The organism is Paenibacillus sp. FSL R5-0744, assembly GCF_037972555.1.
Lineage (GTDB): Bacteria > Bacillota > Bacilli > Paenibacillales > Paenibacillaceae > Paenibacillus_AQ.
Genome location: NZ_CP150228.1, coordinates 6,318,688 through 6,343,850 on the forward strand (window position 1 = coordinate 6,318,688; position 25,163 = coordinate 6,343,850).

Genomic DNA, 25,163 nt, shown 5'->3' on the forward strand with positions numbered 1-25,163 from the left:
ATCTGATTATAAAGGCGAACGCTAACGCTCCTACAGTTCCAAACTTTCACTTCGTTGCTCCGCACCGGAATTCCAACGCTACTTATTAAGTTCATCTTATATAGTATTTTATATAATCTTAGACCAATATAAGTTCAATCCTAATTATCTATGATTGCTTAACTCATCAGGGCAGCCATTAAAGCTTTTTGTGCATGCAGGCGGTTCTCAGCCTGATCAAAGATGACCGAGTTAGGGCCGTCAATCACGCCTGTGCTGACCTCTTCCTCACGGTGGGCTGGCAGGCAGTGCAGGAAGAGATAATCGCTCTTCGCGCCTTTTACAAGCTCCTCATTGACCTGATAGTCCTTGAATGCCGCTTCACGCGCCTTTTGCTCCTCTTCGAAGCCCATGCTCGCCCACACATCGGTGTAGATGACGTCAGCGTCTTGTACAGCTTCTTGCGGGCTGCGAGTGACCACAATCTTTGCTCCGGTTTCTTTAGCGATCTCACGGGCTTCTGCGACAACCGCTGCATCCGGCTCATAACCTTCCGGTCCGGCAATAGATACGTCCACGCCCAGCTTAGCTCCGCCAATCATTAAGGAATGAGCCATATTGTTGCCATCGCCGATGTAAGCCAGCTTCAGGCCTTTGAGCTTTCCTTTGTACTCATAAATCGTTTGGTAATCCGCCAGCACTTGGCAAGGATGTGCCAGGTCGCTCAGACCGTTGATTACTGGAATAGAAGCATAACGGGCCAGATCCTCTACTTTGTCATGGCCGAAGGTACGGATCATAATTCCGTCGAGGTAACGTGACATTACTTGTGCTGTATCGCCAACCGTTTCACCGCGTCCAAGCTGAATGTCATTTTTGCTCAAGAAAAGGGCATGCCCTCCCAGCTGATACATTCCAACTTCAAACGATACGCGCGTACGAGTAGAGGATTTTTCAAAAATAAGACCAATCGTTTTCCCCTTCAGCGGCTGAAATTCTTCGCCATTTTTCTGCTTCTTCTTCAGCTCAATCGCCGAATCAATCAGATACGTAATTTCCTCCGGGCTGTAATCGTTCAGCTCCAGTAAATCACGGCCTTTCAGTTGCTGCGCAATGGTGTGCTTGTTACTCTGTACGCCCTGACTCATGAGCTTACCTCCCCGTTTGCTTGTTTAGCATAAGTATGAATGAGTTCGGAGACGATGTCCACCGCTTGGTCGATCTCCTCTTTACTTACATATAGATTAGGCAGTAAGCGAAGGACATTAGGACCTGCTGTCACGAACAACAGACCTTTCTTTTGTCCAGCCAAAACAATATCGCCCACTGGTGATTGACATTCAATCCCGATTAACAGTCCTTTACCACGGATATCCTTCACAAAAGAACTATCCGCCAGCTTCTCTTTCAAAAGACCTGTCAGGTACTTACCCATTTCTTCAGCGCGTTGAGGAAGCTCATCCTCCAACATTGTCTCAATCGTCGCTGCCATAACCGCAGTTGCAAGCGGTGTTCCTCCGAAGGTGGACGCATGGCTGCCAGGTGAGAATGCTTCACGCAAATACCCTTTGCCAAGCATTAAGCCCGCTGGGAACCCACTAGCAATCCCTTTAGCCAAAGTGAAAATATCTGGTTCAATTCCATAATGCTGATGAGCGAATAACTTGCCTGTACGTCCCATACCTGTCTGTACCTCATCTACAATCAGAAGCAATCCGTGTTTCTTGCACAGTGCCACTACAGCATTCAAGAACTCTGGTTCTACCTCTAGCACGCCACCCTCTGCAAGCACCATCTCCAGCATGATAGCAGCTGTATGATCCCCGATAGCAGCTTCTAACGCCGGGAGATCATGCAAGGGTACAGTCTTGAAGCCTGCTGGAAGCGGCAGGAATCCTTCTTTTACCTTTTGCTGACCTGTAGCTGTTAGTGTGGCTAATGTACGTCCATGGAAGGATTGTTCAAATGTGATGACCTCATAACGATCTACACCTTTAATCTTCTGGTGGTAACGACGAGCCAGCTTAATAGCAGCCTCATTCGCTTCTGCCCCACTATTGCAGAAAAACACTTGATCAGCGCAGCTATTCTCTGTCAAAAGGTTTGCAACTTTGTCCTGTCCAGGAATATGGAACAGGTTCGAGACATGCCAGAGCGTATCGATCTGTTCCTTCAGCTTCGCACCGACTTTTTCAGGAGCATGACCTAGACTGGTCACAGCTAATCCACTTGTGAAATCAAGATACTTATTGCCCTTATCATCCCATACCCAGGTGCCTTTGCCTTTAACTAAGCTGAGATCATATCTGGCGTAAGAAGGGAATACCGCGCTCAGCTTGCCTGCTGCAACATCCGGTGTACCTGATCCTAATGTATCGGTCTGCTGTGCCTCTGCTTGCGAATCCAATTCAGCTTGTGTAAGCTTGCTCATTCTAAGTCACTCTCCCATCTTGTGCTCCTGTGTACCAGGCTGCACCTCTAAATGATATTCATCTATGATTCTACGAACGAATAATACGTGTGCCTATCGCTTCACCTTGCAGTACTCGGCTAAGCACCCGCGGTTCTTTTCCATCCACAATGATAACCTCTGAAACGCTGCCTTGAATGCAATCGATAGCTGCCCGTACTTTTGGGATCATGCCACCGTAGATTTCTCCACTTTCAATTAAAGCTTCGATTTCCTGTACGGTAACGGATGGAAGCACAACCTTTCGCCCCTCCACCGTACTCATAATGCCAGGCACATCTGTAACTACGATCATTTGGGGAGACTCTACATAAGAAGCGACTGCCCCTGCTGCTGTATCTGCGTTAATATTGTAGCGCTGACCTGCAGCATCTACACCAATAGGTGCAATGACAGGAATATATCCCATACCTATAATCCCTTTTACGATATCAGCTTTTACTTCCGTTACTTCTCCTACCAACCCTACTTCAGCGCTATTAGCTACGGGTCTAGCAGTAATCATATTTCCATCGATGCCGGATAGCCCTAGAGCTAGACCGCCACTTCCTTGAATTCGCCTTACAATCGCCTTGTTGATACTCCCTGCCAGCGTCATCTCTACGACGTCTAGTACTGCCTCGGTGGTTACTCGCAGACCGTTCACGAAGCTGCTTTCAATGCCTAGCTTTGCTAGATTCTCTGAAATGGCTGGCCCTCCTCCATGAACAATTACAGGCTGAATGCCTTCCTGCTGCAAATCTCGTAAATCTTCGAAAAAAGAATCAGGAAGAGCAGCCAGCGTACTGCCGCCGCATTTCATCACAAACAATCCACTACCATCTAATGCATCTATAAGTTCAAGCTCGCTATTTAGCGTCATATGTTCGGTATCCTTCCCTTGTGGGCTTAATCACGCCACAAATTAGGTACGGTATGCAGCGTTAATACGCACATAATCGTAAGTTAGGTCACAGCCCCAGGCTGTAGCTTTTCCGGTTCCATCATGTAAATCTACAGTGATCAGCACAGTTTCACTTTTTTGCAAATAGGCCAAAGCCTTCTCCTCATCAAAAGCAACCGGCTTCGAGTGCAGTAGCACCTCAATATCACCTAACGAAATGTTCACACGCTCCGGAGATACTGGAACACCCGCGCGTCCAACCGCAGCAATGATCCGTCCCCAGTTCGCATCCGCTCCAAAAATAGCAGATTTCACTAGGCTAGAACCCACCACTGTCTTGGCAATCGCTGCAGCAGCTTCGTCATGAACAGCACCATTCACTTGAACCTCAATCAGGTGAGTCGCACCTTCTCCATCACGAGCAATCGCTTTGGCAAGCGTCTGGCACACATACGTAAACCCTGCGGCAAAAGCATCCCAATTCGGATGCAATCGGGTCAGCTTTTCATTACCCGCAAGCCCACTGGCCATCGACACTAACATATCATTGGTGCTAGTATCTCCATCCACTGTAATCATATTAAAAGTAACGTTCGTAGCAGAACGAAGTAGACTGTGTAAATCCTCCGCTGAAATATCAGCATCCGTAGTCATAAATCCGAGCATGGTAGCCATGTTAGGATGAATCATCCCGGAGCCCTTTGCGGCTCCAGCAATGGTAACTTCTACGCCACCGACGAGTACCTTCACGGCAATTTCTTTTTTGACTAAATCGGTTGTAAGGATGGCCTGACAGAATTCTTCCGCTCCAGCAGCCCCACCGTCCAGCTTCTCTGGAAGTGCAGCAATACCGCTACGTACGCAATCCATCTTCAGCAGTTCACCGATCACACCAGTCGAAGCGACAGCAACATCGTTAACCTCCACACCCAAATGTTGAGCCGCAGCAGCGCGCATCTCATAAGCATCGGCCTCGCCTTGTTCACCTGTGCAGGCATTAGCATTCCCGCTGTTCACGACTACCGCTCGCAACGTTCCGTTCACAAGACTTTCACGCGTCACCTTCAGAGGAGCCGCCTGAAAAACATTTGTCGTATACACGGCAGCAGCCGTAGCTGGAACCTCACAAAGAATCACTCCGAGATCGTTGCGGTCTGTTTTTTTCAATCCACAGTGCAGTCCTCCGGACTTAAATCCTTTAGGTGAAGTAATGCTTCCACCTTCCAAGGTAGTAAATAATTCAATCTCGCTCATGTTATTTGTACCGCTGATCCTTATGGATACACAGGTGTGTAGCCGAGGCCAAGGGTTTCCTCCCATCCCATCATCAAATTAAGGTTCTGTATCGCCTGACCTGCCGCACCTTTTACAACGTTATCAATGACGGAGACTATGGTCACCCGCCCTGTACGAGCATCTGTCGCAAATCCGATATCACAATAATTAGAGCCACTAACTTCTTTTGTCGCTGGAATCACACCTACATCGCGCACCCGCACATAGGGTCTGCCCGCATAATATTCACGATATAAATTCACAAAATCCTGCTCCGTATAATTGCCCGTCATTGCTGCATACATCGTACTCATAATTCCTCTGCTCATAGGCACGAGATGTGTGGTGAACGTTACGGTTACCTTTTCTCCAGCAATCTCCGTGAGTGTCTGCTCGATTTCTGGTATATGTTGATGTTTATTTATTTTATAAGTTTTTAAGTTCTCGTTTATCTCTGCATAATGCACCATCAGGCTCGTTCCGCGTCCTGCTCCGGTAACCCCGGATTTGGCATCAATAATAATACTGTCATGCTTAATCCAGCCTGCCTGAATCGCAGGAATTAGTCCAAGAAGTGTAGCCGTAGGATAACAGCCTGGATTAGATATAAAATCAACCCCGGCCACATGCTCTCCGAACACCTCGCAAAGTCCGTACACAGCTTGTTCTAGGTACTCATCAGCAGGAGCTGTATGTTTGTACCAGTGCTCATACTCTGCGCCATCCTTCAATCGGAAATCACCGGATAGATCTACGACCTTAAGTCCAACTTCCAGCAGCTGCGGCACCAGCTTTGCACTTACACCAGACGGCGTAGCCGTAAAAACCACATCCGCCCGCTCAGCCATCTGCGCCGGATCAACTCCATCCAACCTTCGGTCAATAATGCCCGTCAAATGAGGAAACCCTTCCTCTATCGCATCCCCTGCACTAGATGAGGAAATTACCGAAGTAATCTCTACTTTAGGATGACTTTGTAGTAGCCGAATCAGCTCTACGCCTCCATAACCCGTTGATCCAACAATCGCCGCCCTCAGCTTGCCTTCCACTGTCATCCCCACTTCCTGCTTATCCTGAATATATTATTTAATAAAATGCATACCGTCTTAGAAATATGTATTATTATACATCCCTATTAATATAAATACAACACAATATGTGAACTTTATTCATCCTAAATATAACCTCATTTAGAAAAAAAGAGAAGCGTCACCTCCCCTGTAGGAGAGATTACGCTTCTCTTTTAAACCCTTCGCCTAACACTTCATGTGCTTCGGTAATTATAACAAATGCACTTGTATCTACGGATTGGACAATCGCCTTTAGCCTTGATACTTCATTCTGACCTACCACTACCATCAGAACGGTACGTGCATCGCCAGTGTACCCGCCATGTGCGTCCAGCTTTGTCAGACCACGATCCAGATCATTTAATATCGCCGCAGATATTTCATCTGTTTTGTCCGAGATAATATAAGCAACCTTCGTATAACGGAAGCCTACCTCTATTGCATTAATGGCCTTACCTGTAACAAACAATCCGATCAGCGCATACAGCGCCTGCTCCATGCCGAGTATAAATGCAGCCAGCACAATAACCGTCCCGTCCAGCAACACAACGGAAACCGAGAAGCTGAGACCGGATATCTTTTGAATAATCTGCGCCAAAATCGTAAGTCCACCTGTTGAGCCCCGTCCGCGGAACACAACGCCAAGTCCCACCCCCACACAGATACCGCCATAAATGGAGGCTAAAAGTGGATTAGTTGTAGGTGTAGGTAAATCTTTTGTCAACAAGATAAATAGCGGCAGCACAAAGCTCCCAAGCAACGAGCGAACACCGTATTGTTTCCCCAGGAATATTACTCCTAGTACAAACAATGGAATATTAAGCGCCCACTGTGTAAATGCCGGTTCAGCCCCAAACCAAGCTTCAGCCAATACAGAAAGACCCGATACTCCACCAGAAGCTATATGATTAGGCAGAAAAAAAAGATTAAACCCCAGTGCCGTGATTAGCGAACCGATCAGAATAAGCATTGTATCCACCACATGACGGACGGGTCCATTCAGTGGAATCAGCGGGGGTTTATTGCGAGAATTGATTTTTTGCATTTCATGGCGCTCCTTAAAGTGTCATCTTGCTCTACGTAAGAAGAAACGGCTATTCCATCCATATCAAAGAATGGTATCCGTTTCCCCTAAAAAAATATAAAGATAAAGTATGGAGTAAGCTTATACTTTCCTATATTCCCAAAAAAATCCCTTAATCCGCCTCAACCTTGATCTGGCTACGCAAGTACCCATCAATGAATGCGTCCAGGTCTCCGTCCATTACTGCACCCACATTACCTGTTTCCACGGATGTACGATGATCCTTGACCATGTTATACGGATGGAATACGTAGGAACGAATCTGACTGCCCCAAGCGATTTCGGATTGCTCGCCGCGAATCTCATCCAATTGCTGCTGCTGCTCTTGCAGCTTGCGCTCATAGAGCTTGGAACGCAGCATTTTCATGGCTTGTTCCCGGTTCTTGATCTGTGAACGTTCGTTCTGGCAGGTTACCACTACGCCCGACGGCAAGTGAGTAATCCGTACAGCAGAGTCCGTGGTATTGATATGCTGTCCACCGGCGCCACTCGCTCGATACGTATCGATCTTAAGATCCTCAGTCCGAATCTCAACTTCTACATCATCCGTAATTTCCGGAACAACATCACAGGATACAAAAGAAGTATGCCGTCTGCCTGAAGAGTCAAATGGAGAAATCCGCACCAGTCGGTGTACACCCTTCTCAGCTTTTAAATATCCATATACGTTGAAGCCCTTGATGAGCAGTGTAACACTCTTAATTCCTGCTTCATCACCCGGTAAATAATCGAGCACTTCAACCTTAAATCCACGTTTCTCAGCCCAACGTGTGTACATACGCAGCAACATTTGACCCCAGTCTTGGGATTCCGTTCCGCCTGCACCCGGATGAAGCTCAAGGATCGCATTCAGCTTGTCATACGGTTGGTTAAGCAGCAATTGCAGCTCGAATTCATCCACTTTACTGCCTAGGCTACGGATCGTCTCTCCGATTTCTGTTGCCAGATCCTCATCGCCCTCTTCATCCGCAAGCTCTGCCATCATCGCAGCGTCATCGTATTCCTGTTGAAGCTTCTCGTATTGATCTACGGAAGATTTCACAGCGTTCATCTCGGCGATTACGCTTTGCGCTTGCTCACTATTATCCCAGAAACCTGGAGCCGCCATTTTTTCTTCAAAGTTAGAAATCATCTCTTGCTTTAGATCTAAGTCAAAGAGACCCCCTAAGGTCAGTTAGTTTCTTGCCTATTTCACGCAGATCCTGCTTTACATTTGGTTCTATCATAGGTCACTTCACCTTTCAAAATTGGTTGTTACGGTCTTCGCTCTAATGGATAGTTAGTGGGTGAGTGAATGATTAGCCATTCCGAGAAGGATTGGACTTCCGACCGCTGTTATCCTCAGATTCCTTGATTAGATAACCGCACTTGCGGTTGGAATCTGAAGATAAAGGCGAGTGCTACGCTTCTCCAGTTCCAAACCTTCTCTCCATTCCTCATTCACTCGAATACTAAATATCCAAAAAAGCGACTGGGCCGTAAACGGGGGATACCCCCGGGCCCAGCCGCTCTTTATGGTTAGTATACCCATAGAGATCAGGGTTAAAGACTTACATCTTCAACACCTGAATATGAGCGCTACTAAATGTTTGTCTTATGCGTTTTGACCGTGGCAATTCTTGTACTTCTTGCCGCTTCCGCAAGGGCAAAGATCATTACGGCCAGTCACAGCCTCAACATGAACCGGACGTTTCTCAACAGGTTCGCTGTTTGTAGAGATCTTGTCTTCATCAATTACGGACTGACGTTCCTGATTCGCCTCGATGTGAGCCTTCATAATATAAGTAGCTACTTCTTCTTGAATCGTAGCAGTCATAGTATTAAACATCTCAAAGCCTTCGAATTGATATTCGCGAAGTGGATCCGTACCACCGTAAGCACGCAAGTGAATCCCTTGACGCAATTGATCCATTGCATCAATATGATCCATCCATTTGCTATCTACGGAACGAAGCACGATTACCTTCTCGAATTCACGAACAAGTTCTGAACCCAGACGTTCTTCACGTGCAGCATATTTCTCAAGCACACGTGCGAAAATGAACTCGATGATCTCCTCTGCTTCCTTGCCCCATAGAATATCACGGGTCAAAGCACCTTCTTCAAGCAGCTTGCTGTTTACGTAATCAGCAACTTCTTGCAGTTCCCAGTTCTCAGGAATATCATCGCTACAGTGTGCGAGAACGATACGCTCAATTACTGGTTTGATCATTTCAAGCACGATATCTTTAATATTATCGGACTCCAGAATCTCACGGCGTTGTTTATAAATAATTTCACGCTGTTGATTCATCACGTCATCATATTGCAATACGACTTTACGGATATCAAAGTTATTACCTTCAACACGTTTCTGAGCAGATTCTACAGCACGCGTGATCATGCGGCTCTCAATCGGCTGATCTTCCTCGAATCCGAGACGATCCATCATAGTCAGAACGTTGTCAGCACCAAAACGCTTCATGAGCTCATCGCCAAGCGACAAGTAGAATTGTGTAGAACCAGGGTCACCTTGACGACCCGCACGACCGCGCAGCTGGTTATCAATCCGGCGCGATTCATGACGCTCTGTACCAATGATATGCAGACCTCCAAGATCTGTCACACCTTCACCCAGAACGATGTCCGTACCACGTCCAGCCATGTTGGTAGCAATCGTAACTGTACCTGGCTGACCTGCATGAGTAATGATTTCTGCTTCCGCAGCGTGATGCTTCGCGTTAAGCACTTGGTGTCTAACGCCTTTGCGCTTCAGCATTTCAGATACGAGCTCTGAATTCTCGATCGACACTGTACCAACCAGTACCGGCTGGTTCTTTTTGTGACGTTCTACAATTTCTTCCACAACAGCCTTGAACTTACCGTTCTCACTCTTATAGACAACATCTGGCATATCTACACGCTGATTTGGTTTGTTCGTAGGAACTTGAAGAACTTCAAGACCATAAATCTTCTTGAATTCCTCTTCCTCAGTCTTCGCTGTACCTGTCATACCGCCCAGTTTGCGATACATACGGAAGTAGTTCTGGAATGTGATCGTTGCAAGAGTCATACTCTCATTCTGTACTTCGATTTCTTCCTTCGCTTCAATCGCTTGGTGCAGCCCATCGCTATAACGACGACCTGACATTAGACGTCCTGTAAATTCATCGACAATAACGACCTCACCCTCGTTTACAACGTAATCTACGTCACGACGCATAATTACATTTGCTTTTAGGGCTTGGACGATATGGTGATTCAAGGTTACATGACTGTGATCATACAAGTTCTCAATACCAAAAGCGCGCTCAGCAGTAGCCACACCTTTTTCAGTCAAGGCTACAGACTTCACTTTAATATCCACTGTGTAGTCTTCTTCAGCCTTAAGCTTTTTCACGAAACGGTCTGCTGAAAAATACAATTCTGTAGACTTCTCAGCTTGTCCGGAAATAATAAGAGGTGTACGTGCTTCATCAATAAGAATAGAGTCCACTTCATCAATAATACAGAAATACAGAGGGCGCTGAACCATTTGCTCTTTATAAAGCACCATGTTGTCACGCAAATAATCGAAACCAAATTCGTTGTTCGTGCCATACGTAATATCGCAGGCATAAGCAGCTTGTTTATCAGCATGGTCCATACCGCTTAGGTTAACCCCAACCGTCATGCCCAGGAAGTTATAGATTTGTGCCATTTGTGCGCTGTCGCGCTGAGCCAAATAGTCATTGACCGTTACTACGTGTACGCCTTTACCTAGCAAAGCATTCAAATACACTGGCAATGTACCTACTAGTGTCTTACCTTCACCAGTCTTCATCTCGGAGATCCGGCCTTCATGCAGAGCCATACCACCAATTAACTGCACATCAAAATGCCGCATACCAAGCGTCCGCTTGGAAGCTTCACGTACGGTTGCAAATGCCTCAGGAAGAATTTCTTCCAAAGTTTCGCCTTTTTCAATACGGGCACGGAATTCTGCTGTCTTAGCTTGTAACTGTTCATCAGATAGCTTTACAAATTCCGGTTCCAATCCATTAATTACATCGACTGTCTTCATGAGACGTTTAACGTCACGATCGTTGGTGTCTCCGAATATTTTCTTTACAAGTCCTAGCATGGTTAACCCCTTTCATGCAACACAGATGGTGGAACCGAGCCCATCCTCACAAAATTGAAAGGGCCATTTATAAATTCGATTCCGCTGCTTCATAAATTGTAACAGTTTGTAAGAGATGCCGCAATACAAGGTGTATCAGCCACATTTTTCAAATATAGTCGCTTATACGCACAAGAGCCCTATTCGCTGCAAGCGAATAGGGGCTCGGTTTAAATTTCTTAGGTTCTGACTAACTCTCGAGGCCCTTTATACTTAGAGCATAACTGGCATCATTGTATCTTAGCCCTGTTCAATCAGTCCATATTTACCATCATCACGTTTGTAAACTACGCTTACTTCCGAGGTGTCGATATTGGAAAACACAAAGAAATTATGTCCTACCATGTTCATTTGAAGAATTGCTTCTTCCACATCCATCGGCTTCATTGTAAAGCGTTTGTTCCGCACAACTTCTAAATCATCATAATCTTGTTCTTCTACAGCAACAGCGGTACTAGCTCCATCCACAAACAGCGTCTTCAGTCCCTCTTGACGGAACTTACGATTGATCTTCGTTTTGTGTTTGCGAATTTGACGTTCCAGCTTGTCCACAACGGCATCTATGGAAGCATACATGTCATCGCTGCGATCTTCCGCACGAAGCGTCACGCCAGCAAGCGGAATGGTTACTTCCACCGTATGAAGGCCGCGAACTACGCCAAGCGTCACAGACCCTTCAGAGGTAGGGGGTGCTTCGAAATACTTCTCAAGTTTGCTGAGCTTCTTATCAACATACTCTCTCAAAGCGTCGGTCACGTCAATTTGTTGACCTCGAATGGTGAATTGCATGGCCACTCCTCCTTTAGTTACACCTTCATTATACCAAATTGTTAAGGCTAAGTAAAAAGTAATTCCTTACAGCCCTTACAATTAGATAACAAATATTGTCCTTGTGTTCACAAATAAAACAAGTCCGGTAAGAGCAACTATTCGCCTCACCGGACCAATTGTAAACCTGTCGTTATTATAGTACGAATTCCATTCTTATATTCCCAAACTGAGACAGTATAAGATTAAGTTACTTGGTATGAATTTGAATGATTTCTACAGGTGACAATTGTGTACCTGTTCCTTTAATAACGTATACCTTATAGGCAGTATTGGCTGTCAATCCAGTCAATGTATGCGTATATTTTACACCAGGAGCGAACGTAAGTGTGTTCGTCCATGGGGCAGTCAATGCTGTACCCGCACTATTCTGCCCTAAAGAAATTTGTGTTGCGCTAGGTGCTTTTTCATTTGCCGGCAATACTACATATCTTACCGGTGTTGGAGTGCCACCAGTCACGCCATATTTAACATACACATCTGCTGTAACTGTACCTACTTGTCCTGGTTCAAAAAGCGTAATCGAGTTTGCTGTTTCCTGAGCAGTAGTTAATCGAACTGTTGTTACAGTAGACAGATTGCCAGATGCATCCGCTGCTACGATATATGTTGCATATTCCGTCCCAGGATTCAATCCGTAAACCGAGAATGTAACCGTTGTGTTGGCTACAGTTGCAACACTACCATGTTGTTCGCTTGCAGTTCCATTGCTGATCTGTCCTTTTTCTACCTGCAATGCACTCGGTGCACTTACGTTAGCAGTATAAGGAGCTACAACATAGTACACTGAGCCAGTTACGGAAGATGTCAGGTATACATCGGCTGTTACCGAACCAACGTTACCATAGGTTGCCCCACTTACGGTTGGTGTTGTGACATTTCCGTCACCACCGTTACCGCCGCCAGATCCACCACCTGTACTACCACCTGGAGTAGCTGTTGGCGTTGGCGTAGCGGTTGGTGTCGGAGTAGCCGTTGGCGTTGGGGTAGGAACTACTCCACCACCTGTACCACTACCTGGATAATAGATGACTGAGGTGTTGATGATACCTACAGCCTCTGCACGTGTTAACGATCTCTTAGGACCGAAGGTTCCATCCGGATAACCGTTAATAATCTTCTTATCCGCTGCAGCGGCTACTGCACCTTTTGCCCATGCTGCAATTTGTGCGTTGTCTTTAAATTTGCTAGTAGTGCTATTGGTGCTCAATTTAAGTAATTTCGCAGCCATTACTGCTGCCTCTTGTCTTGTGAGCGGACTATTAGGACGGAACGTATTGTCCTCGTATCCTCCGATATAGCCAGCTTCCACGGCTTTAGCCACTTCACTGTAGTTCCAGTTTGTGCTTTTCATATCTTTAAAGCTTACAGTTGCTTTTTCTTTAAAACCGAACAGGCGATTTACCAGAGTCACATACTCTCCACGTGTAATTGCCTTGTTTGGTTTAACCGTACCGTCCGGGTATCCTCCAAGGTATCCACTATCTAACCATTCCTGTAGCTGAGCTTGGGCCCAGTGACCTTGAATATCCTTAGGTACGGAGGCGGCGGAGACGCTGCCAAGAGATCCTAATAACATACTAACTCCTAAAACTCCGGTCATGAGACCGCGCAACTTCTTTTTCATCCTGCTAATCATCCTCCTAAAAGTTTTGATAGCGTAGGCTATATGAATCTCTTTTTGGAAGTATTGGCCTAGGCTAACATAGTGTGCGTCGAGGTAAGATAAACAGCTCAACGTAAAGCTATTACCCACATTTCGAAGAGTTCTAACATTTTCCATATTATAAATTTACAAAGTACGCTATTTTCTTTCTATTAACAGCCTTGATAGAGGCTTTTGAGAGCACAAAAAAAGGACCTTGGGAGAAATCCCAAGATCCTTGCTAGCGCTGTCTAAATTGCTAACCATCTACTTATATGTAGGTCGGCTTAGCCGTATGATTATAATTTGATTACGTTAGCTGCTTGTGGTCCGCGTGCACCTTCAACGATATCGAACTCTACGGATTGGCCTTCATCCAAAGTCTTGAAACCGTCAGTTTGAATCGCGGAAAAGTGTACGAATACGTCGCCACCGTCTGCAGTCTCGATAAAACCATAACCTTTTTCTGCGTTAAACCATTTTACTTTACCTTCCATTGATTAAACATTCCCTTCGTCATCAGATGAACGTGAGTCTTGCTCACAAATCGACTATACCACCGTAACTTCTTCATTGTCAATTGGAAAAGTAAATGTTTACATGCAATAATTTACCACGTAAAATAGGACGTTTAATTTACCATAATCAAGAAATAGCTGCGGCGTAACGATCAAAAAAGAGCAGACGGTATTTAATACCCGTCTACTCCTATAGCGAAACACCGAAATAAATTATTTTCTGCGATCCATTAGAAAACTATCCGGGGTGTAAGCGGCCTCGTAGGCGCTGCGCTGTACCTTGGCCTGTTTGCGCTTCTGCAACCAGTCTTGGGCTTCCAAACGAAGAGCGTTCATTCTATCTAGAATCACATTATCGTATTCCAGAATTCGATTAATTTCTTGTTTTTGTGCAGAAGTCGTCGGACACAATGCGACTTGTTTTGCAATGGAATCGACTAGTTCCTGACGATCCTCGACAAAAAGCTCTAACTCCTCATAGGTAGTCTCTTGAAGACGGTTTACGATGCTCCGGGTGAGTTGATCTAAACTCAGGATTAACTCATCCATGAGCACTTTCAGCCTGTCCCTGGCCTGCAGCGATTTTGGATGCTTGCAGCCAAGTTTCCCGAAGTTCAGTAAGGTAGCCAATGGCCTCTTCCGCTTTTTCAGGGCTCTTGCGGATGTTGGCTTCCACTAACAAGAAATTTGTATATTCATAAAGTGAATAAAGGTTATTAGATACCTCATAGGTGTAGTCCAATGTACTCATTAACTCACTAACGATAGATTGTGCTTTACCAAAATTAAGACTTGTCTTCTCATAGTCCTGTTTACTGAGTCCATCCATTGCTGTTCTCACGAAACGAATAGCTCCATCGTACAACATAATTACTAGTTGTGCAGGTGTTGACGTTTGAACAGAAGACTGACGGTATTTCTCATACGGAGATGTAATCAATAATCTCACCCTCTATTTTATAATTATCCTAACTGGAAGTGGAGAAGAGACTGTTGGACTGTGACTGTAACTTGTTCATTGCCGTTTCCATGGCTGAAAATTGCTTGTAGTAACGTGTTTCGGCATTGTTCAACATAGTTAACATATCGCTTATACGAGTGTTATAACCTTTGAGCTTCTTACCCATAACACTTTCTTCTTTATAACTACTAGTAAGATCGCCTGAATATTTATTAGTACCAGCTCTTTCGGAAATACTATTCAATGCATCGCTTACTCTAGAAGAAAGCTTGTCAAATAATCCAGTATCAGGAGAACTTTGTGGTCCTTGAAGTAAGTCCATAACTCCTTGTGAATTATTATTAAGTGCAGTTCTCAGTTTACTTTCATCCAAGTACAGTTTACCTTTTTCAAAATATGATCCTGTAGTAATACCAATATCACTAAGATCACCCAGCTTTTCAGTAATGTCCATCCTCATTGAGGATAAGACCGTCTTTATAACATCGTCATTCTTCAGTAAACCGCTTTTTGCTTTTTCTGTCCAAGCCGTAATATCAGACTCTTTCAAATCTTTCTTTTGATCGTCAGTCAATGGGGTAAAGGTACGATATTTAGCCTCATTTATCTTAGCATTTAAAGAAGTAATCAAAGCGTTGTAATCATCGATGAACCCCTTTACGGTGGCCACTGCCTTATCCGTATCAACTTGTTTAGTAATTTTAGCAGGAGTGTCCGTACCATTAATATTTGTCGTTGCAAGCAATGTTAACTGAACACCATTAACCGCGAAAGAATTACTATCATTTTCTAAACTAGTTCCATTAATCGTGTATTTAGCAACTACACCTTCGGTAGTACCAAATCCTTTGACTAAATTAGCTGCAGTACCACTGATAGTCTGCTCCACTCCACCAGAGGTAACTACTAACTGGCCTGAAACAAGGCTAGCAGTAGCACCACCTAAAGTAGTCGTATTCGTATTGATGTAGGAAACCACATCTGATAAGCTCTGATTACCCTTAAAGGAGAGGTTATTCGTTCCAAAATTCAATGTGAAATCTTGTATGTTAGCATCTGTAATGCTTGTACCAAATAGTGAATTCTGCAATTGGGCGAGTGTCGTTGAGTCACTCTTGCCGGAAAACAAATTCAGCAAGGAAGTATCTGCTCCCAAAACCACTTTTCCTTTTGCTGGTGCTGTGCTTGTTGCCTCCGTTGGTGGACCGCTGCTTTTGGCAGCCAGAGAAAACTGCCCAGTGATCTCATCAAATGTGGCCATTACATTTGCAGTACTACTACTGTTAATACTAGCGATAACTGAAGAAATAGCGGTATCTCCCGAAAAGGAGAAAACTTCACCGTTTACTGTTAGTTTGTAGCCTTCTGTTGGGACTGTCCCGCCCAGCTTTGTCTGTAACTGCGAGAGTGTTGTTGATGTTGTAAAGTTAGAACCTGCCCCCGAAGTCTTCACTGTAGTCTTTGTAGCAAGTTGTGTTACACTAACATCCATATCAACCCCATTAGCTGTGGCTAAGGCCGTTGCTTTTACGGCATTCGTGTTACCACTTACTACTGATTGATTAGTGTTCAAGGATTCATTACGGCCGTATTTATCGATAAGTTTATTACTACGAAAGTCATATAGTTTACTGTTTATTTCTCGGTAGCTGTCTCTAGTCCAATTTAAAATAGTTTTCTGCTGATTCAGTTTATCCAATGGTGCTTTTTTAGCAGCCATCATACTCTTAACCATACTATCGATATCCATTCCCGAAAAACCATTAATTCGAGTTACCAATGTTCTTCACCTCTGATTCTATATCTTCTCGTCAACCAATATACCTGCGATTTCCATCATCGAGGCCACTAAATCTAGTGTTTTCTCAGGTGGCACTTCACGAATAAGCTCCCCCGTATCCTTGTTTAGCACTTTCACCATAATGTCATGAGTCTTCTCATGAATACTGATTTCTAACGTTGTCTGAGGCCCTTGTAAGGATTTAACTGCCCGTTCGATTGTCTTAATCAATTGCTCTTCGGCCATAGAAATGTTAGCGCCTTGCCTCTCTCTGGTGTTCAGGTCTTTGACATCCTTAATATCCGAGACGGGCACAGCATCTTTGTTCAATGAAGCTCCCAATATCGGTGAAGACGATCCATTAGTAGACAACGCATCAGACTTAATTTGCCCTTTTAGAACTGTGCTAGTAGAAAGAGTTAACTGTACATTCATCAAATCCCGACCTCCAAAGAACCTCAATTATATATAGTATATATCGGTTACTAATTGGGATTGTTTAGGTTATAGCAATAACTACTTCCCCATAGGTTAACTAAAGCACTTACCTGAATTTAATTGGTTATATACGGATCGAAAATGTTATGCAACTCCTTTTTCCATAATAAAAAATTTGGTACGACCCGGTCCGTTAATTCAATCTCCAACAAATCCCAATTCTCATTATTGAAATGCATAACAGCTTCTAAAAGAGAATCTTGGAACTGTGAATTAACTGTATGTAAGTCATTTTCACTTAGAAATCTGGAAAACGTATCTATACGTAAATTTATCACTTTGAATGCATCTAAAATATCCTGCATTACTACAGTAGCATCATTATAACTCTTGTTCGATACCTTATCAGCGATAAAACTAAACCCTTCGTCTATAGAATCGCAAATTTCCAATAAATCCCTCATTAACTGAAATGAGCTAATTAAATTATAATCAGTTTTTATGTTGTCCGTTATGGTAACGTTCATTGTAAAGTCGTCCTGAAAACTAAAAATATAATTTTTATTACCGCAATTCAATGAATTGACTTCACTATTAATGAACTCGTTTTCACTCTTTTCTTTCATCAATCCATATTCCATATCCTGTTCGGCGACGTGGTCAAATAATTTGCGTAAAGATGCGTCCATCGCATGGGCATATTTTTTGAAAAGCGTACCATCCAGATCACTCATTCCGACTCGTTTATAGTAAGTGGAATTATAATTGGATAATAGGGCCACCACTTTATCTTTATCCTCCACCGAAGCAATTTGATCCTCTTCGCAATGAAAAATATAATAACGTGTATCCGTTTTAACCCTATGCTCTCTAATTAACAGGTTACGAACTTGCTTATGTGAATCTCCAAAATAGTTGGGTGATGTTTCATCCATGATCGTCCAAGGATTATTATATGCAAATGGAACAGTATAAAATTTGTTATTGTGATTGACAGTAACAACATAATCATCTTCCAATATTTCTCTACCCACGATATATTTCATTTCGGAACGTGAAAATCCTGAGTTATCAATTATTACAGAGAATGTCTTGGGCGCGAATTTTCCACAAAGCATCGCAATATAACCGCCGTAAGAACTACCGTAAGCAATTATTTTTTTCTTATTTATTGTAGGGTATCTTTTGAGAACATCGCCAAGCACAGTAAGGTTATCTAGAGCAGGTAAAAAACCAAATGACTGATACTCATTACGTTCCGTGATCTTCAAAGCTTGACAGTAAGGGTCTAACTGAGATAGCCCTTTACTTTCTAGTAGTTTTGCTACCTTTAAATAAAAATCGTTATCAGTTAGAATATTATTCCAGTAAGCACTTGGAACTCCATAAATCTGTTCCATATTATGAATGAAGTATTCATCCAATTTCGTTTCGCTTCCTCGGTATATACCAAAATAATTCAATGAAACTACTATACAATTATATTTTTCTGCAAGGTATGGATTTAATTTTTCTAATTGATAAGTTGAATTGGCAATTCCACCAAACCCTGGGATAGTTATTATTAGTCCAGTTTCATTAGTTACGCCTTCAACTGGTAACGTGACATAATAGTCTAGCTCGTTTCTGTTAAAACCCAATTCAATATCTGCATGCGGTTGAATTTTAAAACATAATGTCCCCAAAATTTCTGCCCCCGATATTATGCAATATGCATATTAATTAAATGATAAGACGCGTTGTGACATCATAAAGTCGGCGTTCTTATTGAATGAAACTACCATCGGATATTGGTCTGATCGTGCATCTGCAACATACTTAGCCACATTTGTACAATAAACTTTCGGTAGTTCTTGGCGGCGTTCCAATTCCTTTTTTTGATCAATCAATTGCTTCATAATATATTGTTCTTTCAATGTATACATCCAGTATGGCGACTCATTAGTTTTTGCAATACTAACGCAGGCAGATGCTCCCAAATTCCAAAGAATATAGTTAATTTTTTCGTAGAATATAATCGTATCTTGTAGAAGAATCCTCTTCCTCAAAGCAATTATTCAAAATTTTGCTATTCAAAATCTCTACAACCTCAAACCCAAGCATTTCACATACACCAACGAATTTCTCAGGTCTAATAAAAAAAAATTGTTTAGGGTTTATAAGGAAGGTATCTCCAAAAAATATAGCCCTTATCAATCTCTGTATCGCTTTAAAAAAACTGTTATAACCATTGTTTCTGAAAACAAAAACTAACCATTTCAAGATTGAATCCCCGTAATTTCTTGCATTATATTCTACTTCGTCAATAAAAGGTACTTCCCCGATCCATACTGTTCCATCTTTCTTTGTAACTCTTTTGATTTCTAGTAAACTTTTAATTACTTCATCTTCATTTTCAAGTAATAAAAACACGCCGTTACATACAACTGTAGTTGCAATCTCATCTTCAATCGGGAGAGCTACTGTCAGACCCTTCAAAATAAAAACACTAGAATCACTGTATTCTTTATCCAGCCTGTCTTTTTCTTCCGAAGAAGGCACTATCCCAAATCCAATGCCCACTTTATGCTGAATACTATTTAAAAGAGTCGCATCCCCACAACCAATATCAACAACTACGTTTTCGAAACTTGATAGAACCTTATTCATAATAATTTGGTTGCGATATATTGTTAATCTATTGTCAATTCTGCCGCTTAATTCATTGATACTTTCTGAGAATGATTTTAACTTATATGATTCAATATGATTTTTCACTTTTACAATGGCCAAAATAAAACTCCTCCTGCAGTATAATATTTATCAAGGAATACTATACAAAGAGACAAGATAGTATACACAGACAAATGGGAGTGGTAGACCTGCACGCTACTATACATAGGTTGGTCTCATGGTTACAGTTTTAGCTGGAGAGGCTTCCAAAATCTATATACACTTAATCGTCAGCTCAACCACGTGCAAGTGTGAGTCAATGATTCACTTATTTACAATTCTCTCCTCTATGTATCTGACGGACAAAAAGTATTGTGGATATGATTGGGGGAGTTCCAAAAAGTCAGCTAAAAGCTGTTAATTCAATTAATGTGAAACTTCTCACAGAAAGTTCGAGCCGAGCTTTTGAGGATGTTCTCAACCACCAAAGACTGACCCCTGCAAAATAAGATTATACGTCATTAACCGCATACCGCTTCCGTAAAAAGGCCTCCATTCGATATTTATAGTTGCCACTGCGTTTCGAGAGATTCGAAGCCATTTCGTATAACTGATTGATTAGTTTGGTGAATTTGTCTATGGGAATGGTCAAAAATGCATGCCAATGGTTCTGCTTCCCACTCTGGTTTCGCATGAGTATAAATTCGTCCATTTTCTTGATATTAAGATTTTTTTCATGGCGAGCACCTCCGATTAGTTTATCTTATCGGAGTATGGAGTGGACTATTCCAAATTAATTAGGAGCTATATAGTTACCTTGCGGCTTTTATGCTACCTTTGACTGTAGAATGATTCACTTTAACTTGTGTACACGCCCTAGAAAGTATTCGCAAATTAAAAAATCTTCCTCCGTATCTATATCATTGGAACGATTCCTCGGCATCACATATGCAACTGTCTCTTTTTCTAAAAAAGTACCGCTTTTCAAAAGCCAATTTACATCTGCTACGTATACAGCCCCATTTGTATAATAAACCTCCGGTAATTCTTGGCGGCGTTCTATTTCTTTTTCTTGCACAATCAATTGCTTCAACATATTATTTTCTTTCAATGTATACATCCAGTATGGCGATTCATTAGTTTTTGTAACACTAACACAGGCAGGTGCTCCCATATTCACTATGTTTTCAATACATCCATCAATATCTTCTACTAGTCTTAAGGGAGAGGTCGGTTGTAACAATACTACGTAATCAAAACTAGGTAACTGATTTATAGCATGCAGAACTGGATCGATTCCTGGAGTTGTATCTTCAGATAAATGTTTAGGACGAATAAAGGGAGCATCACACCCCTGTGATCTAGCAATTTCGATAATCTTATGGTCATCAGAAGATAATATGAGTCTATCAATATACCTGGATTTTTTTGCTTCCTCTATAGTCCAAGATATAAGTGGTTTGCCTGCTAATTTTTTTATATTCTTGTGAGGAACGCCTTTAGATCCCCCACGTGCAGGAATAATGGCAAGGATTTTTTTATTACCGATCATACAAATACTCCCCTAAAATCACCGATTGCTTTCTCATAATCATCCACTCTCCCAATATCAAGCCAATACTCTCTTAATGGAAAAGCTGAGACACCACTTTGCATATCCATCAATTTCTTAAATAAGTCAGGCATATCATAAAATTCGTCCTGTGGCACATAGTGCAGCACGTGAGGGTCTAGCACATAAATTCCTGCATTAACAAAACTTTTATGAACCGGTTTTTCAACAATAGAAAGCAGACGATGATTATCCGTTTCAATAACCCCATATGGAATCTGATATTCATACTCTCTCACACATATTGTTGCAGCTGACTTGGTATCACAATGAAATTCCAATAACTGCTCATAATTTATTTTAGTCAGTAAATCACCGTTCATAACAAAAAACGGAACATTCGGTTTTTCAGATATAAGCGATAAAGCACCCGCAGTGCCAAGTCTCTTATTCTCCTCAATGTAATCTATATTCACACCTAAGTGTTGACCATTTTGGAAATAAGCTTGTATTACTTCTTTTTTATAATTAACTGATAAAATAAAGCGAGTAAACCCATAATTTTTAAAACCCTCTATTATTGTTTCTAAAATAGGCTTGTCTCCAACTTTAAGCATTGGCTTTGGTATATCATCTGTATATGGGCGCAATCGGGTTCCAAGACCACCTACCATCAAAACAACAACATTTTCTTTTTGCAATACTTCTGTAATGTCATCGGCAAAGAGTATACGCTGAACCTGGTGACTGTTATTCAAAATAGGTAATTGTCGTAACTGTCTAGTTCTCATTAACTCTTTGTAAAAAAATGTCCTTTTCCCTTGTTTTTCGTATATAGGTGAGCTATTCATTACTAACTCAATCGATGAGTCAAGTGGGAAACCTCTTAATATTCCTCGGCGAATATCACCATCTGTCACAGTTCCAAGCAATCTACGATCTTTATCAACAACTACTGCAAATTGTAAAGAAGATTGATCAATAATTTTCATCGTCTCAATAACAGTCAGTTCAGGCGCAATTAATATTTCCTGCCAGTTCTCCATCTGCTACGCCCCTTTCGGATGAAATAATTTTTCCTTAGACCGAAGTAATCAAATTTTTTCACCCGTTACAATCCACTCAATTACTTTTTCATTCAAATTGTTATAAGTTCTTTCAAGTCTTTCTAGCTCAACAATTTGAAATTTATTCAAAAGTTCTTCCATATCCTCTTTCGATGCGAAACGACTCAAACCTTTATTATTTAGAGGGCCTTCGTTAGGAATCCACGCATTATGACCGACTTGTTCGCCATTTCCGTCTCCCCAGCTCCCTTCTGAGAACGATCTGCTATAAACCTTTCCATTTGGTTTTAAAACTCGATATATTTCATTATACATCTCCACTGCATTATCATAAGAATTCGTAGCGATAGCTTCATTATCTATTACTGCATCAAAAAAAGCATCATTATAGGGTAATGAGATAATATCACCGATCAATAACTCTCCAGACCAACCAGGAATTTCACTATTCAATCTGGCATTTGCTTTCTCCACTGCAGTCTTGGAACCATCAATCCCATATACTGAAAAACCTTCTCTAGCTACATACCACAAATTCGCCCCTGTACCACAGCCAACTTCTAGAATTTTAATTTCTTTTCTACTAGGAGCTCCATAGAAATTACGCGCAACAAATCGGATTAGATCTTCTGAAGGGTACTTTCCCCACTCTTGTGTTTTAAATACATTTTCCCATGTTTGATCCCAAGCCATTATTCAAACCTCATTCCTTAACGATAGAATAGAATAAATTGATCTTTTTGTGGATTTCTTTCTACAAACGAAGCTTTTAAATTCTCATAAGTTACAGGATCATGTGCGAATTTACCGATATTAAAAGGCATTTCTTTTTTTGAAAACCCCCTTTTGAAATAAAGAAGTGAATTTTCATATGTGCCGTCAGTTCCACCTCCTAAATACAAAGACCGTACTTCTTTCACTTTTATAAATTCGCCAAATTCATAAATCAATAAGTTTGTGACCTTCTTAAGTTTCCCTTCCTCATTAGAAGCTGAGAGGTGATATTCCGAAATATGACCGGAGGCAAAAAATATCACAGCTCCAATCACCTCTCTATCTTCGTTCTCAGCACTAACTAAATAAGTATTATCGCTTTGTAATAAATGTATGAAGTAATCTTCATTAAAAAGATATTCATCCCTCGCATTTTTTTCTCTCATCAAGTCATTATATATTGCAAAGAAAGACTGAACATACTTTTCAGATTTCGAGAAAACAACCTTCACATTGTTAGCTTGAGCTTTTCTTATAGCCCTACGGACCCGAGTACTAAACTGAGTAAACAAATCATCATAAGTTAAATCAATATACACCGTCTGCCTGTTCTCGAAAACTTGTCCATAATAATTTTTTTCATTTTTCAGTAATGGATGGAATCGAATAAACTCGATCATTACTGAATTATCTAGACACCATTTCTTGTACTTCTGGATGCACTCATCTATAAATCCAACTTCCCCTAAAATTAATGGCCCACCGTATCCATAAGGCGATTGGATATCAAAGTAAGAGGTATTAGGTACTTTACCAAGATGAAAAGCGTGATAGAAAATACATTCTGCGTTTTTATGAACAAAGAAAACTGGCTGTAACTCTTCTTTGCCATAAGCATCGTTAATTACGTAATGAGGATGAAAATAATAAGATCTCATTTCCGCCGGCAAGCTATAAAATATATTTACTGCTTCTTCTGCCGATACAATCATAGCAGGCTAATTCCTTCGTCTTTATCGAAGTCTCTTGTGGCAGTTTTCATGAGTAGATCCCAATATTGAAAAGGTGATATTCCCTTTCCAGGTCTCTTAATTGATAAATTTTCTACAGTGAACGCTTCCCCTTCTCTTATTTCTTTCCGCGCAACGATGCTCTTCCGAGCAATATTAAGATTCTTCAACTCCGATTCCGAAGGGATCTTTATGCCTGAACCTTTAGCTAATTCTACTTGTCTAATTCCTTCAACCATATGAATCAATTCTTCCGGAGAAAGAGACGCCTTATGATCTGGTCCTTCTGCTTGTTTATCATACGTAATATGTTTCTCAATTATAGTCGCACCGAATGCAACAGCTGCAATGGGCACTGCAATTCCTTCTGTATGATCAGAGTAACCAACCTGCAATCCAAAAGCATTACGCATTGTAATCATAGCCAGTAAATTCACATCTTGGACAGGTGCAGGGTATTCAGTAGTACAGTGCAGCAATGTAACTCTCTCTTTTAATAACCGCTGCCCTTCTTGAGAAATAAACGCCGCCTTAAATGCCTCAGTAGTAGGAGTTTCATCCCGTCGTAAAAAACCAAAAGCAATAACTGCTAGCGCAGCTTCTACTTCACTTAGTGTTGACATACCAGTTGATAAAATAATCTTCGAACTTTTCCGAGCAATGTGATTTATTAAAGGAGCATTGGTGATCTCACCGGAAGGAATCTTAATTATCTGCAAATCCAGTTCGTCAATCAAAAAATCAGCACTTTCAAAATCAAACGGGGTGGACAAAAATTTAATAGAACGCTTATCACAATATGCTTTTAATTCTTTGAACTCTGTAAATGAAAGCTCCAACTTTTTCACCATTTCGAATTGTGATTCTTCACTGCCTGTTGTTTTTACTTGATACTCTGCTTTGGGAGCACGAATGCTGATTACATTTTCCGTTTTAAAGGTTTGAAATTTTACCGCATCTGCTTTAGCATTAACCGCAATATCTACTAGCTCCTTTGCTAATTCAATGTCCCCATTATGATTGACACCGGCTTCAGCGATTATATATGTTTTCCTCACTTGCCCACCTCCAAGAATAAATAAATTGCACATCATTC

23 protein-coding genes are annotated in these 25,163 nt (G+C 41.9%); all 23 read right to left on the reverse strand.

Annotated elements, in window-relative coordinates:
* Positions 1 to 158: 158 nt before the first annotated feature.
* Positions 159 to 1,127, reverse strand: coding sequence for an ornithine carbamoyltransferase (argF, locus tag MKY19_RS28055; protein ID WP_339799054.1), 969 nt, complete (start codon positions 1,125 to 1,127; stop codon positions 159 to 161).
* Positions 1,124 to 2,410: an acetylornithine transaminase gene (locus MKY19_RS28060; protein ID WP_339799057.1), complete on the reverse strand. Its 1,287-nt coding sequence runs from the start codon at positions 2,408 to 2,410 to the stop codon at positions 1,124 to 1,126. The genes argF and MKY19_RS28060 overlap by 4 nt, the downstream gene beginning before the upstream one ends.
* Positions 2,411 to 2,480: 70 nt before the next feature.
* The gene (argB, locus tag MKY19_RS28065; RefSeq protein WP_339799060.1) at positions 2,481 to 3,311 is read right to left on the reverse strand and encodes an acetylglutamate kinase; all 831 of its coding nucleotides are present in this window, start codon (positions 3,309 to 3,311) and stop codon (positions 2,481 to 2,483) included.
* Positions 3,312 to 3,353: 42 nt separating this feature from the next.
* Positions 3,354 to 4,586, reverse strand: a complete 1,233-nt coding sequence (argJ, locus tag MKY19_RS28070) for a bifunctional ornithine acetyltransferase/N-acetylglutamate synthase (protein ID WP_339799063.1) — start codon at positions 4,584 to 4,586, stop codon at positions 3,354 to 3,356.
* A 20-nt stretch (positions 4,587 to 4,606) separates the two neighbouring features.
* The gene (gene argC, locus MKY19_RS28075) at positions 4,607 to 5,656 is read right to left on the reverse strand and encodes an N-acetyl-gamma-glutamyl-phosphate reductase (RefSeq protein ID WP_339804534.1); all 1,050 of its coding nucleotides are present in this window, start codon (positions 5,654 to 5,656) and stop codon (positions 4,607 to 4,609) included.
* A 181-nt stretch (positions 5,657 to 5,837) separates the two neighbouring features.
* On the reverse strand, positions 5,838 to 6,722 hold the full coding sequence (locus MKY19_RS28080) for a YitT family protein (RefSeq protein ID WP_076285679.1): 885 nt from the start codon (positions 6,720 to 6,722) through the stop codon (positions 5,838 to 5,840).
* 151 nt (positions 6,723 to 6,873) lie between these two features.
* Positions 6,874 to 7,987, reverse strand: a protein-coding gene (gene prfB / locus MKY19_RS28085; RefSeq protein WP_143759238.1) for a peptide chain release factor 2 whose coding sequence is annotated in 2 segments (ribosomal slippage) — positions 6,874 to 7,914 and positions 7,916 to 7,987 — 1,113 coding nt in all. Because the reading frame shifts where the segments join, the coding sequence is not laid out codon by codon here.
* Positions 7,988 to 8,355: 368 nt separating this feature from the next.
* On the reverse strand, positions 8,356 to 10,863 hold the full coding sequence (secA, locus tag MKY19_RS28090; RefSeq protein WP_339799066.1) for a preprotein translocase subunit SecA: 2,508 nt from the start codon (positions 10,861 to 10,863) through the stop codon (positions 8,356 to 8,358).
* 279 nt (positions 10,864 to 11,142) lie between these two features.
* Positions 11,143 to 11,691 (reverse strand): ribosome-associated translation inhibitor RaiA, encoded by a 549-nt coding sequence (gene raiA, locus MKY19_RS28095; RefSeq protein ID WP_042131328.1) that lies wholly within the window; start codon positions 11,689 to 11,691, stop codon positions 11,143 to 11,145.
* Positions 11,692 to 11,920: 229 nt separating this feature from the next.
* A complete protein-coding gene (locus MKY19_RS28100; RefSeq protein ID WP_339799069.1) occupies positions 11,921 to 13,357 on the reverse strand; it encodes an S-layer homology domain-containing protein in 1,437 nt (478 codons plus the stop codon).
* Between the two features lie 317 nt (positions 13,358 to 13,674).
* Entirely contained in the window at positions 13,675 to 13,872 is a 198-nt protein-coding gene (locus MKY19_RS28105) for a cold shock domain-containing protein (RefSeq protein ID WP_019915069.1), read from the reverse strand.
* 234 nt (positions 13,873 to 14,106) lie between these two features.
* Positions 14,107 to 14,442 carry a hypothetical protein gene (locus MKY19_RS28110; RefSeq protein WP_339799072.1) on the reverse strand — a complete coding sequence of 112 codons (336 nt, stop codon included), beginning with the start codon at positions 14,440 to 14,442 and terminating at the stop codon, positions 14,107 to 14,109.
* Positions 14,435 to 14,833, reverse strand: a complete 399-nt coding sequence (fliS, locus tag MKY19_RS28115; protein ID WP_339799074.1) for a flagellar export chaperone FliS — start codon at positions 14,831 to 14,833, stop codon at positions 14,435 to 14,437. Before fliS ends, MKY19_RS28110 begins: the two co-directional genes overlap by 8 nt.
* A 28-nt stretch (positions 14,834 to 14,861) precedes the next feature.
* A complete protein-coding gene (gene fliD / locus MKY19_RS28120; RefSeq protein ID WP_339799077.1) occupies positions 14,862 to 16,604 on the reverse strand; it encodes a flagellar filament capping protein FliD in 1,743 nt (580 codons plus the stop codon).
* Positions 16,605 to 16,652: 48 nt separating this feature from the next.
* Positions 16,653 to 17,069: a flagellar protein FlaG gene (locus MKY19_RS28125; RefSeq protein WP_339799080.1), complete on the reverse strand. Its 417-nt coding sequence runs from the start codon at positions 17,067 to 17,069 to the stop codon at positions 16,653 to 16,655.
* Positions 17,070 to 17,188: 119 nt separating this feature from the next.
* A complete protein-coding gene (locus MKY19_RS28130) occupies positions 17,189 to 18,757 on the reverse strand; it encodes a DUF2920 family protein (RefSeq protein WP_339799083.1) in 1,569 nt (522 codons plus the stop codon).
* Positions 18,758 to 19,067: 310 nt separating this feature from the next.
* A complete protein-coding gene (locus tag MKY19_RS28135; RefSeq protein ID WP_339799087.1) occupies positions 19,068 to 19,844 on the reverse strand; it encodes a methyltransferase domain-containing protein in 777 nt (258 codons plus the stop codon).
* A 391-nt stretch (positions 19,845 to 20,235) separates the two neighbouring features.
* Positions 20,236 to 20,436 (reverse strand): hypothetical protein, encoded by a 201-nt coding sequence (locus MKY19_RS28140; RefSeq protein WP_339799089.1) that lies wholly within the window; start codon positions 20,434 to 20,436, stop codon positions 20,236 to 20,238.
* A 141-nt stretch (positions 20,437 to 20,577) separates the two neighbouring features.
* The gene (locus MKY19_RS28145) at positions 20,578 to 21,276 is read right to left on the reverse strand and encodes an acylneuraminate cytidylyltransferase family protein (RefSeq protein ID WP_339799092.1); all 699 of its coding nucleotides are present in this window, start codon (positions 21,274 to 21,276) and stop codon (positions 20,578 to 20,580) included.
* Positions 21,273 to 22,322, reverse strand: coding sequence for a nucleotidyltransferase family protein (locus MKY19_RS28150; RefSeq protein ID WP_339799096.1), 1,050 nt, complete (start codon positions 22,320 to 22,322; stop codon positions 21,273 to 21,275). Before MKY19_RS28150 ends, MKY19_RS28145 begins: the two co-directional genes overlap by 4 nt.
* Positions 22,323 to 22,370: 48 nt before the next feature.
* On the reverse strand, positions 22,371 to 23,036 hold the full coding sequence (locus tag MKY19_RS28155) for a class I SAM-dependent methyltransferase (RefSeq protein WP_339799099.1): 666 nt from the start codon (positions 23,034 to 23,036) through the stop codon (positions 22,371 to 22,373).
* A gap of 17 nt (positions 23,037 to 23,053) precedes the next feature.
* Positions 23,054 to 24,049 carry a GNAT family N-acetyltransferase gene (locus MKY19_RS28160; RefSeq protein ID WP_339799102.1) on the reverse strand — a complete coding sequence of 332 codons (996 nt, stop codon included), beginning with the start codon at positions 24,047 to 24,049 and terminating at the stop codon, positions 23,054 to 23,056.
* Positions 24,046 to 25,125, reverse strand: coding sequence for an N-acetylneuraminate synthase (gene neuB / locus MKY19_RS28165; RefSeq protein ID WP_339799106.1), 1,080 nt, complete (start codon positions 25,123 to 25,125; stop codon positions 24,046 to 24,048). Before neuB ends, MKY19_RS28160 begins: the two co-directional genes overlap by 4 nt.
* Between the last annotated feature and the right edge of the window lie 38 nt (positions 25,126 to 25,163).

Excerpts from the sequence above, each read along its gene's own strand:
- MKY19_RS28125 (WP_339799080.1), bottom strand. The coding sequence starts at position 17,069 with ATGAATGTACAGTTAACTCTTTCTACTAGCACAGTTCTAAAAGGGCAA.
- MKY19_RS28080 (WP_076285679.1), bottom strand. The coding sequence starts at position 6,722 with ATGCAAAAAATCAATTCTCGCAATAAACCCCCGCTGATTCCACTGAAT.
- MKY19_RS28160 (WP_339799102.1), bottom strand. The coding sequence starts at position 24,049 with ATGATTGTATCGGCAGAAGAAGCAGTAAATATATTTTATAGCTTGCCG.
- argF (WP_339799054.1), bottom strand. The coding sequence starts at position 1,127 with ATGAGTCAGGGCGTACAGAGTAACAAGCACACCATTGCGCAGCAACTG.
- MKY19_RS28060 (WP_339799057.1), bottom strand. The coding sequence starts at position 2,410 with ATGAGCAAGCTTACACAAGCTGAATTGGATTCGCAAGCAGAGGCACAG.
- MKY19_RS28140 (WP_339799089.1), bottom strand. The coding sequence starts at position 20,436 with ATGGACGAATTTATACTCATGCGAAACCAGAGTGGGAAGCAGAACCAT.
- MKY19_RS28150 (WP_339799096.1), bottom strand. The coding sequence starts at position 22,322 with ATGGAGAACTGGCAGGAAATATTAATTGCGCCTGAACTGACTGTTATT.
- raiA (WP_042131328.1), bottom strand. The coding sequence starts at position 11,691 with ATGCAATTCACCATTCGAGGTCAACAAATTGACGTGACCGACGCTTTG.
- MKY19_RS28155 (WP_339799099.1), bottom strand. The coding sequence starts at position 23,036 with ATGGCTTGGGATCAAACATGGGAAAATGTATTTAAAACACAAGAGTGG.
- argB (WP_339799060.1), bottom strand. The coding sequence starts at position 3,311 with ATGACGCTAAATAGCGAGCTTGAACTTATAGATGCATTAGATGGTAGT.
- MKY19_RS28100 (WP_339799069.1), bottom strand. The coding sequence starts at position 13,357 with ATGAAAAAGAAGTTGCGCGGTCTCATGACCGGAGTTTTAGGAGTTAGT.
- fliD (WP_339799077.1), bottom strand. The coding sequence starts at position 16,604 with ATGGATATCGATAGTATGGTTAAGAGTATGATGGCTGCTAAAAAAGCA.
- MKY19_RS28145 (WP_339799092.1), bottom strand. The coding sequence starts at position 21,276 with ATGATCGGTAATAAAAAAATCCTTGCCATTATTCCTGCACGTGGGGGA.
- secA (WP_339799066.1), bottom strand. The coding sequence starts at position 10,863 with ATGCTAGGACTTGTAAAGAAAATATTCGGAGACACCAACGATCGTGAC.
- MKY19_RS28105 (WP_019915069.1), bottom strand. The coding sequence starts at position 13,872 with ATGGAAGGTAAAGTAAAATGGTTTAACGCAGAAAAAGGTTATGGTTTT.
- MKY19_RS28110 (WP_339799072.1), bottom strand. The coding sequence starts at position 14,442 with ATGGATGAGTTAATCCTGAGTTTAGATCAACTCACCCGGAGCATCGTA.
- argJ (WP_339799063.1), bottom strand. The coding sequence starts at position 4,586 with ATGAGCGAGATTGAATTATTTACTACCTTGGAAGGTGGAAGCATTACT.